The 13495-nt window shown below is 64.6% G+C and carries 12 protein-coding genes; 8 read left to right on the forward strand and 4 right to left on the reverse strand.

The genetic code is table 11. The features are described 5' to 3' along the window. Positions 1–320: 320 nt before the first annotated feature. From ACZZ0J_RS00155 to ACZZ0J_RS00165, 3 genes are all read left to right on the forward strand, one after another. Positions 321–530, forward strand: a complete 210-nt coding sequence (locus tag ACZZ0J_RS00155) for an Lsr2 family DNA-binding protein (protein WP_463433969.1) — start codon at positions 321–323, stop codon at positions 528–530. 224 nt (positions 531–754) lie between these two features. Beyond that, complete coding sequence (locus ACZZ0J_RS00160) at positions 755–1018, forward strand: RbsD/FucU domain-containing protein (protein WP_463433971.1); 264 nt, start codon at positions 755–757, stop codon at positions 1016–1018. Between the two features lie 326 nt (positions 1019–1344). Continuing rightward, positions 1345–3570 carry a DEAD/DEAH box helicase gene (locus tag ACZZ0J_RS00165; protein WP_463433973.1) on the forward strand — a complete coding sequence of 742 codons (2226 nt, stop codon included), beginning with the start codon at positions 1345–1347 and terminating at the stop codon, positions 3568–3570. 393 nt (positions 3571–3963) lie between these two features. Here the strand turns inward: ACZZ0J_RS00165 and ACZZ0J_RS00170 are convergent, their stop codons facing one another. Next, positions 3964–4176, reverse strand: coding sequence for a hypothetical protein (locus tag ACZZ0J_RS00170; RefSeq protein ID WP_463433975.1), 213 nt, complete (start codon positions 4174–4176; stop codon positions 3964–3966). A 406-nt stretch (positions 4177–4582) separates the two neighbouring features. On the opposite strand from ACZZ0J_RS00170, the gene ACZZ0J_RS00175 reads away from it, so the two are divergent. Beyond that, positions 4583–5509 (forward strand): hypothetical protein, encoded by a 927-nt coding sequence (locus ACZZ0J_RS00175; protein WP_463433977.1) that lies wholly within the window; start codon positions 4583–4585, stop codon positions 5507–5509. 434 nt (positions 5510–5943) lie between these two features. Here ACZZ0J_RS00175 and ACZZ0J_RS00180 read toward each other — a convergent pair whose 3' ends face one another. Together ACZZ0J_RS00180 and ACZZ0J_RS00185 are read right to left on the reverse strand one after the other, a co-directional pair. Continuing rightward, positions 5944–6525: a hypothetical protein gene (locus ACZZ0J_RS00180; RefSeq protein WP_463433979.1), complete on the reverse strand. Its 582-nt coding sequence runs from the start codon at positions 6523–6525 to the stop codon at positions 5944–5946. Between the two features lie 23 nt (positions 6526–6548). After that, positions 6549–7337 carry an adenylate/guanylate cyclase domain-containing protein gene (locus ACZZ0J_RS00185; RefSeq protein WP_463433981.1) on the reverse strand — a complete coding sequence of 263 codons (789 nt, stop codon included), beginning with the start codon at positions 7335–7337 and terminating at the stop codon, positions 6549–6551. A 206-nt stretch (positions 7338–7543) separates the two neighbouring features. Between ACZZ0J_RS00185 and ACZZ0J_RS00190 the strand changes: the two genes are divergently transcribed. From ACZZ0J_RS00190 to ACZZ0J_RS00205, 4 genes are read left to right on the forward strand one after another with little or no spacing between them, the layout of a single operon-like run. Then, a complete protein-coding gene (locus tag ACZZ0J_RS00190; protein WP_463433983.1) occupies positions 7544–8077 on the forward strand; it encodes an ImmA/IrrE family metallo-endopeptidase in 534 nt (177 codons plus the stop codon). Then, the gene (locus tag ACZZ0J_RS00195; protein WP_463433985.1) at positions 8074–9186 is read left to right on the forward strand and encodes a hypothetical protein; all 1113 of its coding nucleotides are present in this window, start codon (positions 8074–8076) and stop codon (positions 9184–9186) included. Before ACZZ0J_RS00190 ends, ACZZ0J_RS00195 begins: the two co-directional genes overlap by 4 nt. 35 nt (positions 9187–9221) lie before the next feature. After that, a complete protein-coding gene (locus tag ACZZ0J_RS00200) occupies positions 9222–9482 on the forward strand; it encodes a hypothetical protein (protein ID WP_463433987.1) in 261 nt (86 codons plus the stop codon). Next, positions 9446–9757: a hypothetical protein gene (locus ACZZ0J_RS00205; protein WP_463433989.1), complete on the forward strand. Its 312-nt coding sequence runs from the start codon at positions 9446–9448 to the stop codon at positions 9755–9757. Before ACZZ0J_RS00200 ends, ACZZ0J_RS00205 begins: the two co-directional genes overlap by 37 nt. A gap of 104 nt (positions 9758–9861) precedes the next feature. Here the strand turns inward: ACZZ0J_RS00205 and ACZZ0J_RS00210 are convergent, their stop codons facing one another. Continuing rightward, positions 9862–13329, reverse strand: coding sequence for an NACHT domain-containing protein (locus tag ACZZ0J_RS00210; protein WP_463433991.1), 3468 nt, complete (start codon positions 13327–13329; stop codon positions 9862–9864). Between the last annotated feature and the right edge of the window lie 166 nt (positions 13330–13495).

The raw sequence follows: 13495 nt of genomic DNA on the forward strand, positions 1-13495 counted from the left end.
GACGACCAGACCGTCATTCGCTTGCCGAATCCTTGGCGACGAGCGAGAAGGCCCGGACTGCGCAATACTTTGCGAGAAAGCCCCTCTAAGTGGAAAGTATTGCGCTGCGCAGACTCGGAGCAGTTCAGACGAAGCGCTGGTTCAGGAGGACTTCCGGCGACCTTTACTCGTGCGAGCGCTGACCAAACACGGCTGTTCGACGTCGGGCGCCCTGACTGACTGGTCACGATCGGCGGACCCGCGGCCACCGACGACCTGATTCGTCGACGCCCAAGGCCACTCGTGGTAGCTGGCCCGGGCGTGTCGGTCGGCGAGATCGGATGTCAGCAGCAATTGGCGCGTCCTGCTTGCGTCGTGACGTCGCTGGCAGTGGCCGTTCCGGGCGAGCGGCGGCATCGGGCGGATCTCGCCGATCGAGTTCGGCCGATCTGGCGAAGATCCGAGAGTGGGCGGCTGCGAACGGACATGAGGTCGCACCCCGCGGACGCATCAGCGGCGCAGTCCTCGAGGCGTACGAGGCCGCGCACTAACCGGTCCCGGGTCGGCAGGAGCGGACTCCGTTCGTTCGCCTAGTCGTCGATTCCTAGCCTCCGCCGCCGAACTGAAACGCGGTGCATGTCGGTCCCGGCGGCGGCAAACCCTCAGGGTACGGCGATGCCTTCTTCCAGTGAGCGAAATCTCGAGTAGTGCAGGCGGTGACTGGCGGCAGTCAGGGTGCCATCCTCGATTCATGAGTTAGTCCACGGGAGCGAGCATGCTACTGACCCCGATCACCCACCCGCAGCTGTTGGGCGCCCTTGGCCGAATCGGTCACGGTTCGAGGGTGCTGCTCTCGGATGGCAACTACCCCCACGGGACAGGGGCGCCCGCTGCAGCCGAGCGCGTCTTCTTGAACTACGCTCCGGGGCTCCTTGCTATGGATGATGTGCGCGGACCGCTGACTCAGGTAGTTGCATTCGAGGGGGCCGCGGAGATGGCAGTCGACGACGGGTCGGAGACAGCGGCTGTCGCGGCGTAGGGACGCGCGCTTCCTGGCGTTCTGTTCGATCTCTTGGATCGGGAAGGGTTCTACGCTGCAGCACGTGGTCCGCGGGTGGCTGTCGTCATCGCCACCGCCGACCAGCGCGCTCGATAGAACCTGTTACTGACCATCGGTGTGCGCAAGCCCTGATCGCTCAGCACGGGCCGGTCATCGTGGGCCGGCACGGGCTGCAGCCGGGATGCGCGGTGTCTGGTCGACACGGCTGCGAATTCGGCATGTATCGGCTAGTCGCATCCGATACTTGAATCATCCTCGCGCCACGACGCGTCCGCGCGTGCGCAACTGACGAACTGGAGGGCACCTTGCCTCTCGACCTCAACAGGCTCGGCAACGCGGCCGGCAACGTGGTCACTGACCCGCGAGATATCTTCGCCGCCATACCGTCGAAACCCTTCCCGCGGTTGCGCCTCGAACAAGGCGAGGTGCTCAAGGCTTGGTACCAGCGGCGGACCCGCCGCGACACTGTCATCAAGCAGAACACCGGGGGCGGCAAGACAACCATCGGGTTGCTGATCGCGCAGTCCAGCTTGAACGAAGGTGTCGGACCCGCGGTCTACCTCACCCCGGACACCTACTTGGCGGAGCAGGTGGTCGCTGAAGCCAAGCGACTGCAGATCCCGACGACACAGGATGCGCGGAGCGACGATTTCCGCGTCGGCGAAGCGGTGCTCGTCACCACGTTCGCGAAGCTGATCAATGGGCGCAGCTCCTTCGGCGTCGCCGGAACTGGGCGCCCGACACAATCGCTTGGAACGGTCGTGGTGGACGACGCGCACTCCGCCCTCGCAATCGCTGAGGCACAGTTCCGCACGACGGTGCCCTCCAGTCACGCGGCGTTCAAGAAGATCACCGATCTGTTTGCCGACGCATTGAAGGCGCAGAGCCCCTCCGGGTGGCGGGCGATCGACCAGGGGCAGCCGTCCGCGCCGGTGCCCGTCCCGTTCTGGAGCTGGCAGGCCAATACCAACCGGGTTCGCGACATTCTCGAAGACCACGCTGACGACGACAAGCTGAAGTGGCTGTTCTTCTCATGGCCGCTGGTCAATCAGGTCCTCGAACTTTGCAACGCCACCGTCACCGCTTCCAGCTTTGAAATCCGGCCGCCGTGCTCGCCCGTTGAGCTGATCCCCGCCTTCGCAAACGCGAAGCGTCGCGTCTACCTCACCGCGACACTCGCCGACGACGGCGTCCTCGTCACCGACCTCGGCGCGACGGAGGCCGATGTCAAGACTCCGGTCACCCCGGAACGCGCAGCGGACCTCGGCGACCGGCTCATCCTTGCCCCGCTCGCCCTGAACCCGACGCTGTCCGAGGACGCGGTCCGCGATCTCGTCTATGACTTCTCCCGCGGCAAGCGAAGCGGCAGCGGCGCAGAAGAGGAAACGAAGCGGCTTAATGCTGTCGTGCTGGTGCCGTCTGACTCCCGCGCCGACCTGTGGCGAGACCGCGCAGACCACATCTGGCACGTAGACGACCTGAAGAAAAACGCACCGCGGTTGCGCGCTGGCGAGTGGCTGGGCGTCGTTGTCCTTGTCAACAAGTACGACGGGGTTGACCTGCCAGGCGATGCGTGCCGCCTGCTCGTCATCGATGGCGTGCCGTTCCCCCTCACACCGGGGGAGTCTCGCGAGGCAGCGGCTCTCGACGGGACTGACACGTTCGCCGCGCGGCAGACGCAACGTATCGAGCAGGGGATGGGGCGCGGTATCCGCGATGCTGAAGATCACTGCGCAGTCCTGTTGATGGGCAGCACTCTTGCGATGTCGATTCGTGCCACGAAGCTGCGGAAGCATTACTCACCAGCTACCGAGGCTCAAATCAAGCTCAGCCAGCAGCTCTCAGCTCAGATCCAAGGGGAGGGGCTGGAGTCGATCCGTGAAACCCTCGATATGTTCCTGCGCCGCGACCCTGCGTGGTTGAAGGTGTCAACCCGGGAAATGGCCGGCGTCGAGTATAACAAAACCGGGCTGATCGGGCCGGAGTCCGCCGCTTCCAGGCGCGCGTTCGACCTCGCGCGCGCCGGCCAACCCGATCGGGCAGCCCAAACTCTCCTTGACGGGATCAGAACGTTACCGCCATACGAGCAGGGTTGGTACAAGGAGCAGGCAGCGGCCTACGCGAACCTGCAAGATCATGACCGCGCTCAAACGATCCTGATGGAAGCACGTCTAGCGAACATCAATGTGACCATGCCGTTGACCGCGATCCCGATCCGGACGCTGCGTCCCTCCGCTGCGCAGGCGGACGCCGCTGCAAAGTACCTCGCCGACAAGTACGACTCAGGAGTTGAACTCATGCTTGGGTTCAACGGCCTGCTCGAACGCATGGAGTACGACAAAGACCGCACCGACTCGGCCGAGGCGGCGTTCGAGGAACTCGGACGGCATCTCGGGTTCACAACCGAGCGGCCAGCACAAGATCTACGGAACCGGCCCCGACGTACTCTGGGCCATCACCGAGGACAAGCACCTCCTGGTCGAACTGAAGACCGGTGTTACGCGGGAAGATGTCCGCATCATCAAGCATGAACTGGACCAAGCGTCGGGGCATGTGAGCTGGTACCAGCAAAATTACCCGTCGTCGACCGGAATCCCCGTGTTCGTGCACCCCTCTCACTACTACGCCACAAACGGCACGCCCCCGAAGGCACGCAGGTTGTCGATCCAAACACGCTCCAGTCAATTAAGGACCGAGTGCTCGGCTTCGCACGAGCCATCCAGAACCACGACGGCTGGACGGTACCGGACGTCGTGAAGAAGCACCTTCTGCAGGAGCGGCTCGCCGGATCTGACGCGCTGCTCGCAGGAGCCCCGCGCACCCAGCCCGCACCGCGGTTCGTTCAGAACCCGATGACGGTCGTCCCCGAACCGGAGCCAGACGTCCCCGCTCCCGCGGTCGATGCAGCGTCGTCCTCCACCGATTCACCGGCCGATGAAGCTGCCGAGACGGTGAACCCCGTCCCAGCCCAGCCCGAGGCTGGAGCAGGGCAGCTCGGCGGCCGAAAGCGGGACCCGCTCGTCGCAATAGCTGGTGGCGTGCTCCGTCGTGTCGTCCTCCGCCTCGGCGAGGAGGACGCACGACGGCGCCGCTGTGCTTCTCCGACGTTGCGTGCGCTCGACCCGCGGAACGTTCATCCGTCGGCGACCGAGGCCGCTTATCCGAGCTGAAGCGCCCGACCAGCGAGCCTGCCCGAGAACATGTGGATTCGCGCCGCACTGGTGGGCGCGTCGAAAGCCATGCTCCGGCAGTATTTGATGCGTGGCTTGGATACCGACATCAGAATCGGAACTACGCGCTTCGCTGGAGGTGGGTGGTGTGCAGGAGAGTCACTTCCTGGATTTTAAGCGCGAACTGGGCAGCAGCCCGCAGGCGTTGAAGGAGACCGCTCGCGATCTCGCGTCGTTCGGGCTCGACGGGGAGTACTTATCGTTGGCGTGGACGAGACCAGTACAGGCACCTTCACACTGTCCCCGATACCGCTTCAGAACGCGTCCGAGCGGGCCGAGCAAATCGCCGACAACCGTCCGGAGCCGAGCTTGCATGTTCGCTCGTCTGTCATCGAGTCTGGACCGCCCGGGTTATGGCTACCTCGTCATCGAGGTTCCACCCAGTCCCGGCGCTCCCCACATGGTTGACGGACGCTACTACGGGCGTTCGGAGCGCACCAAGCGGCAACTCGCAGACGCCGAGGTCGTGAGGTTGCACGCTGCACGAAACACGTCCGAGTCGGTCGTGCACGACGCGCTTGCGCAAGAGCGTGACCGTCAACCCCTCCCGATCCCATCGACCACGATGTTTCTCGTCGCGGAGCCGCTCGCCGCACCAGCAGGCATCGGCCGAGCGCTGGTCCGTGGTGAACTACGCCGTGGACTGGAGCTGATCACCGCAGCTGAAGCGATGGTTCCCGAACGGGTCGCGTCCGCGTCCCCAAGTCCTCATGAGTTGAACGCTTCGGTTCGGCGCGCGAAAGGCATCGCGCTGACGAATCTCGCGAACGGCCGCGTACCGCATGACTGGATGGGGAGCGAAGACCCGACCGACATCGAACTGCAAATATCCGGCTCGGTGCGTGTTTTGGTGTCTCGGCTGAGCTACACGGCGAACGCTCCGCGCATCGCGGGCGACGTGCCGTTCCTAATTGATGATCTTCCTGTCGCGTGGACATTTCGGATCATCGGGTACGCGGCACGCCTCGCTGGAGTACTTCCCTATCGCGGACCGTGGGGGTTCGGGATCCGCCTCGACGGCCTTGACGGCCTCCGCGCACACACTGGGAACAGTCGCTTCAACAGCTACCAGCTGCCGGTCTACGACGAAGAGACCTACGAGGCCGTGACCCTCGCTAACAGCACCGAGATCGTCGAAGCGCCCCATCAGATCGCCGAACGGCTCGTCGGAGATCTCGTTCACGCGTTCGGCATCGCCGGCGACTACGACAGCATCCTCGATCGCGCCGCGACGGCGTAGCGCGACCACATGCGACTCTGGGGGGGGGGGCGCTCCCTCGCGGTTGTATGGGAGTGCGTCCGATCGTGCAGCGGCCCGATGGCTGAGGATGCTTTCGGCGGTGTCTTGCACGGAATCGGCTACCGCCGCGGGCGCCAACCGAGGACCGCTTCCGCCTTCGCGCTCGTGGAGTTCAGATTGAAGCCGAGCTGCGGAAGTAGCAATCGCAGGCCGGGGTTGAATCGCGCAAGCGCGCGGGCGACGACGATCGGCATCTCCCGTCGCGGTGCCTTCGCAGCGCGGCTGCCGAGGCGTTCGCGAAGAATCCGAGCAATCTCCACCAAGCGCAGACTCGGACCGGAGGTCGCGACGGTCGTAGGCGACGGACTTGGTCGCGCAGTCTGGCGCTGCCGGGTCGAGTCTGGAACGCCTCGCGGCTGCGAAGCCCCGCCAGCTCAGTTCGTATCCGGGGCTCGGAGTCCGGTCGTCGGCCACACTCCGCCGCCGGACCGCCACGCCACGTAGCAGGCGTGCCAGTGCGCAGCCCAGGCCACGACGGTCGCTGTGCTGTCCGTCGATGCGTCCCAGTCGCCGCTTTCGGCGACGCAAAGGTTGCCATTGTCGTACAAGTGGTCGGAGGGCATCATGGAGCGACCGAGCGGCCGCTCACGGCGACGCGGGCTCACCGGCACCACATGCGGCAGCCCGTGATCTCGACGGTGTTGGACGAGAATCTCGAAACGGCCGTAGCCGGTGTCGATCGTTCCGATCCAGCCGGGGGGTTGGTCGTCGAACTGCACCTGGGTGAAGCCGGGGAATGCCATCATGGCCGTTGCCTCACGAGCAATGTATTCGGGGTCGCTCCACCAGGTGTCGGTAGCCGTGGGTGCGGCTTCCACGAGAGTGGCGCCGCCATGGAACGTGTGCGGCTTCACTGGTGTGGCGGCAGCCGAGTCGGAAAACACAACGCGTCCCGATGGGGAGACCCATCGCGGTGCGTCGTAGCCGATCGAGCGGAGAGCCTGAAGCAGTGTCATGAGAGTCCAATCGGTGCGGAGTCTTAGCGGACCGCGTCCTGGGTTACGGCGCGGACGTCGTCCGCGAATCCGGGGAGTGCTGAGACCAGGAGTTCCCAGCTGAAGTCGAAGAACTTGTAGGTTCGACGCTCTGCTCCGCGCTGGTACACCTTCGGCGACTTGTCATGGTGGGTGGTTGCGGTGCCGAGGCTGCCCGAGAAACGCTCTCCTACGACGACTTCCCATGCGAGCGCGTACTTCTCGCACTTGGATGCGAAGTTGGCGGCGAACCCGACCGGGTTCACCTCGCTGGCGTGGGGCGTACCGCTGCGGATGAAAACGACGGGACCGTAGTCAGCGCCTGCCCGGACCCGGACTGGTTCGATGGCCCGCGCGATCAACCAGGGGTTGAGGTTGTCGCGTACTTCCGAGAGCGCGCGAGCGCAACAGGCCGCGGCGGTGATGATCGACAGTTGTTCGCTCACGAACGGGTCGAGTCCGAAGACGGCGTACAACCCATCTCCGCGGAGTCCAACGACCCAGCCGCCCATGTCTTCGACGACCATGGCGACACCCGACAGGACCGCGTCTGCGAGGTCCGCGACAGCTTCGGGGTCGTCCCAGAAGGACCGCGCCGTGAACTCTCGCAGATCGATGAACACGTTCGCCACCGGGCGCGTCACCCGGTCTCCGAGGCTCAGGTGACGCAGTTCGGGTGGCAGCGATGTCTGACTCTTGGCGAGGGGACCCCGGGTCCCGGACGCGAACACAGTGTTCCGGTTGTCGTACGCCTCGAGGACGTGTCTTGTGAACTCGCTCTGGTTTGACAGCATCGGCGCCCTCTCGTCACGTCCATCCTGACGTGAGTCACCGACATTCACGACGTACCCCGGCGTGTCGGCCGCATGGGGGACCGTTGGCGCGGTGCGAACTCTCCGCATCATCAGACCGCGCCGCGTGACCGTGGTTCGACTGCTTTCATCGGCGCCACTGCAGGGCGACAGGCCGAAACGTCGGGGGTCCGGCATAGACTCCGCTCATGACCTTCGCGACGGTGGCTCCCGATGATCCCTCGGTCGTCGGCGCTGGCCTCACGCGCGCGCAGATCGAGACGTACACGGACCGTCTCGGTGACTACCATCAACTCTTCGCGACGGGCGCCGCAGCGAACCTGCAGGCCTTCCTGCAAACGCTCGGCGGTCAGCTGGAAGTTGGCGACACGGAAGAGTCCCTGGTTGTGCGCACAAAGGGCGACTTCACCATCTACTTGCCAGCGCTGACGTCCTGGCGACGCGATCGGTTCACCATCGCGCACGAACTCGGTCACTACTTCCTTCATTACCGGTTCTTCAAGATTGACGAACTGGAGATGCCGAAGCGGCGATACAAGCGATTCGGACGCTCCCGTGCGGAAACGGAAGCGAACTATTTCGCGGCGTCACTGCTCATGCCGCGCGCTCGGTTCGTTGAAGCCTGGGAGCGGCTCGGCGGTGACCTCTTCCAGGTTGCGGATGCGTTCGAGGTCTCGACCGCGGCGGCTGACATCCGAGCGCAGAGCCTGAAACTGGCGTGAGTGACGTGTTCCCGGAGCCGCGCTCGCGGCTCTTCCTGACGTGCGACCTCGTCGGTTCGACGCGATTCAAAGAGCGCAACGACGAGTGGATCACCTCGTTCTTGGACTTCTACTCCGAGTTCCCCGGAGCGTTCGCCCGAGCGCTAAGGCGATCGCCAGCCGCCGCAAGCCTCGAACCGCAACTGTGGAAAGCAGTCGGCGATGAGCTGATTTTTGAGGTCGCGGTCTCATCAGAGACAGACGTGATCGTCAGCATCACCGCGTGGCTGACGGCAATGGACGAGTACGACGAAACCCGTCGCAAGAAGGTATCGATCGCCCGCGAGACCGATACCAGCCTCCCCACTGACACCGGGAAGCACCGCAGCGACCGATCGGCTGAGGCCGAGGAAGAGGGCGCCTCGGATTACCTACTAGCCCAAGGGTCCGCGTTCCTTGCCGTCACACCGTGGCCAAACCGGAAGGTTGGCGCGCGACTGCGGCCAACGCTCGATTCACACACGACCCGTGGGAACATCCACGCGCCTCAGGAAGCAGGCATCATCGAGTCCGCTCGCGCGGTCGCGGCCGAGGATGTAGAAGAGTACTTCTACGACTACCTCGGGCCGAGCTTCGACACCGGATTCCGCGTGTCAACGCTGCGGTCGCCGCGCCACTTCACGCTCTCGCTGGAGGTAGCCTGGATCTTGGCGCAGGCGCAGGTGTCCGGCTTGCCCATGGGGCTGCCGCTGACCTGGCTCGGGTCACACGATCTCAAGGGCGTTTGGGGCAGCCGACGGTACCCGATGTACGCGATCGATCGGGACCGTCACCGCAACGAGCCGTCCGGTATCGATAGCGGCGACGCCTACGACCAGGCGCTGTGGGACGTGCACGGTGTCGATGATCAGGGCTGCGAACACATCATCGCGTTGGGGCATGCCGCGAGTCTGCAGCGAGAGACGCCGGTGAACCTGTTCCTCGGCAACGCGCATCACGGACCGTTCCGTCGACGGCGAACGGAACTCGACGAGGCCGTGTTGCAGGAGCAGCAGTCAAGGCGCGTCGATGCTGTAGGTCCGGACGAGGACCTCCTCACGGTGGTCAACGATCCGGACGCGATGCTCTGACCGCTGTGCTCGCGACTTGCAAGTAGGCTTCGCGCATGCGCACCAGCCGGACTTCGAGAACACTTCCCGACGAGAAGCTTGCGTTCGAGTACGCGAAGAGCGCCATCACCGAGTTCGGCGCGTGGATCAAGAACGCTGACACGAAGGCGACGGTGCTCGCTGCCGGATTCGGTGCCGTTTCCACGATCACGGCTTCACGTACGGCTGCAGTCCTGACGGCGATCTTCGGCGGATCTGAGGGTGGCGGATCGTGGTCGCAGTGGTCGCCGTCGCTTTTGTTGTATCAGCGGTGGTGACGCTGTGGTTTCTCGTCAGCGCGTTGGTGCCGCGGCGTGACGTCAGCGGGGGCAGGAACGCATTCGCCTGGCCGAGCGTGGCGCTCTTCAGTCCTGATGACGACACGTTCAAGGCCGCGTCGGCGTCGATGGCGTGGGAGCAGGCGCGCGCGCTCGCGCGGATCGCGGACGCGAAGTTCGCGGCGTTCCAGTCGGCGCTCTACAGCTTCGTTGGCGTCGTCGTATTCGCTGCGGTGATTGTCGGTGTCGCGTCAGCCGTTCAGACGGCGCCCTAATTCGTGATGAGACGGCCGCGTCTGCGACAGCCGTCTCATCACGCCGATCAGCGCATCAGCCCGCCGTGGTTGCGCCCTTCAGAGGCCCGCCGAGCCTTTTAGACCTAGAACGGCTCGTAGGCCGCGTCTGGTCGATCGCTCACTCCACATCGCTCGCACGGGACGGCGACGGTTCCAGGGTTCTCGTGATCGCAGTCGGGGCACGACCAGAAGACTGCTCCTTCGGCTTCCTCTTGGACGGCGCCGGCAGCTACCCGAACGGACCAATCCGGGTCGCTTTTCAGCGCGGCGAGTGCAGTACGAGACGCATCGTCCGCGGTGACGACGCGAAGAGCAGCGGCGGCGGCTCGGCGGTATGCGGGCCGCCCGTCGTCCAGCAGAGATCGGGCCGCGTCCAGCGGGTTCTGAGCAGCCCACACATGCGCCAGCGCGTAGTTGAATGCAACGTGCGCGGGAAGAGCCAGGGATGTGGCTTGATCGGTTGGAAGGGAGAGGCTGCGTCTGGCAGTGGTGAGGATGCTCAGAGCGGTGTCACTGATCCACTCCGACTCGCTTGACAGCAGCCTCGCGACGGTGCTCCAGTCATCTTGGTCAAGCACCTCCGGGTGTTCCTGAGGCGGGTTCTTGCTTTCGCAGAGCAGGAGGGCAGCCCGTCTTTCGGGAGCGAGTGACATCGCGAGTACATAGCTGGCGTCCGCGGCGAGCTGGTCGATCGAGAGAGCGTAATAGCGTGCGGCTGTTGTCAGCCAGTCATCGATTTGTGCGGGAAGCCGGGAGGTTACTTGGCCGGTGATGCGGGAGGGCTCGTGCTCAAACAGCGCGCGAAGCAGGGCTGACAGGCTGCGTAGTCGCCAGTCTGGTGGTAGCTGCGTCACCCGGAGTTGAGTCAGCGGTTTGAGGTACCAGACCAGCTCGGCGTGTGACTTCAGGCTCTTCGCGATGCGCTCGAAGAGGCTCATGTCGATCAGCGGGCTCGTGCTCCGGAATCCTCGATTCTGCAGCGCCGTCGTCAGCTGCACCCAATCGTCTGGCGATCCGGTGCCGGCGGCACGAAACAGCCACTGGGCTTGGTCGTCGTCAATCTGAATCTCCGAGCCGACAAGGTGACGGGCGAAGTCGATCAGTCCCGGTGGGCGTCGTGGCCGTGACGTGAAGCTGTATACGCCAGTGTGCTGATCGCGCTTCATCGGGTCGCGCTTTTCAGGGAAGTGAACGGCCCCTATGAGTTCCAAAGCGGCAGCCGGAGGCGTGGAAGCACGGTCCGAGATGGCGTCGCTCATAGCGGCGATCGCCCGCAGGACGAGCTGGTCCATGCCGGAGACGGCGATGGCATTGAGGAAGGTGTCTCGGGCGGCTCGATCCGCCTGCTCAAGCGGGATTGCGAGCGCGACCAACCGCAGTCGAACCCGGTCGGGTTCCTCCTCTTGGGAGGAGACTTCACCGACCGGTGAAGGAGGCGCATTTCTGGTGAGAGCCGACACGAGGGCGGAGAACGCAGCAGCCGCATCTGCAGCGCCTAGTCGGCCTCGTGCTGCCCAATCGGCGAGTACCGCGGCTGCGCTCGCACCGATGTCCGTTGCTTCCGCAGCGACTTCGATGATGGCCTGCAGAACGCGCGGGTCGATAGCGAGTGCGGGTGGGAAGGCGTCGAGAGTACCCGCCGCTGTAAGCCGTTCGGACACCCAGGCGTTGAGCGCAGCGGTGTCCTGTCGGGAAACCCAAATCGCATCCGCCGCGTCGATCCACCGCCTGGACCTCGCTCGTACCTCGTCGTTGTCGCGCAGCAACACGGCCGCTCGTTCGTCCCAGAACCACAACAGTTGCTTGGCGACGGCGTTGGCTGTCGGTTTCGGCAGTTCCCATGCAGCGAGCGAAGTGACCGCCTCGCGCATGGCCTCGGCAGATGAGATGGCTTCTGCTGTGCCGAGGCGGTGTCCGACGGCTAGGAGGACGTCAAGGGCCATGTCCCCGGCGATGTTCGAGTTCCAACCTTCCGCCGGCGCGGCGGCACCACGGAGTGTCGGCTGAGACGCGGCACGTTCGTACAGGACCGAAGGTAGGAGGTCGATCGCGGACTTCGGAGGGGAGTCATGTCGCGCGGCGTGGGACGCGATGAGGGAGACCACCATTGGCGTTTCAAGCAGCGGGTCGCGGCGCCGTTCGCCTGGGCTTGTTTGCCATTCTGCGCGTTGGCTCACCCAGCCTGCCTGTTCCGCCTCGGCCACGCTTCGTTCCTTGGCTGCGTTGTGCAAGATTGCGCTCACGACTTTTTCGTGGGAGCCGCGGTGCCGAAGCAGCGTTCGCTCCATGTCGAGGATGTCGATCTTGAGATACCGTGCCGCGTCGGGGCGTGAGGTTACGATCCAGCCGTTTTCGGGATCGAGCGCAGGGATGAGTTCTTCCAGTCCAGCGGCGACCGAGTGAAGCTTCGCGAAGGACTCATCGAGGCCGTCGATGAGGAAGACGGCGTCTCCTTCTTCGGCAGCGATGATCAGAGCGTCTCGGACTGCGTGCTGATCCTGCGTGTTCGCCCGTCGGCTGGCTATATCCGCGAGTCGGTGCAGAGTGACATCTTCGGGTCGTTCGGTTTCGGCGGCAAGCGCAGTGAACCGCACCCAGAGCGGAGTCGGCGCGTCCGGGTCGGCGGCCAACCGGGCGGTGAGCTGTTCTAGAGCGGTGGTCTTTCCCATGCCGGGGAGTCCCTCGATGAGTACACGAAGCTCGCGGCGACACACGCCATCGATGGGCGCGGTGAGGGTGCGGCCACGGTTTCGGAGTGTGGGCCGCTCCAGCTCCCACGAATGGAGCAGATTGAGTATCGTCACCGGCCGCATTCCGGGAACGACCGTTGCGAGATCCAGTCGATCCACTCGTCCCGCGAGAGTGCTGCGGTAGTCCGCGAGCACGCTTCGATGAAGGGAGCGACGTTGTCCGGCTGACCCAGATGCTGTGGCGACGATTGGAACCTGGCCATCCTCGAGCGCTCTGATCCAGTCATCAAGCACGGTGCGTTGCCGCCTGCCGGCGCCTCGCTGAAAGGTGCGGATCAGCACGTTCAGCGCGGCGCGGCCCTTGCCGTGTCCAACGACGCTGTCTAATCGAGCTGCTGCAATCGCTGCGTGGTGGCCGTTGTCGAACGTGTCACATTCAAAGAAGCGGGCGTTGTCGCGGGCTTTTGCCCCAAGGCCCGGTTGAGTTGCATCGAGTCGATCGGTGACGCGTTTGAGATTCTGACGAGCGGCAGTGTTCGGCGGTACCCCGCGCCCGGACCGGTCGTGCACCATTACGGCCTGCGCGTCTAGAAGCGGTTGGGAGAACGTCGCAGAAGCCATAACAAGGCTGTCGCCTGGACGAAGCTCCTGCGCCGCCCACTGCGATGCCGTCTCGTCAAGCGAAGTACCGATGGTTCCAGAGCGTTTCGCCTGGACGAACCAACGCCTGCCGTCCTGCATCGTGACGAGCAAGTCATCCGTAGGCTCATCGGTTTCGAGATCGATTGCGCCGATGATCCCCGGTTCATCCTCAACAGCCGGGTTGTCCGTCAGCGCTGCGGCAGCGAGGAACGCAGCCACGCCAGCGCGGTGGTCGCTTCCGAGGTCATTCGCGGAGCCGCCACTTGACCCCGCCCGCCGCTCAGGAGGCGATGCGGGCTGACTAGGGGCGTCTCTGCCGGTCACTGCCTCATCATAGGTTGTCGCGGTTCCCCGCCGCCCCGCATTGGCGGGGAGGGACGGCGTC

This window comes from Curtobacterium sp. AC272, from assembly GCF_979258155.1.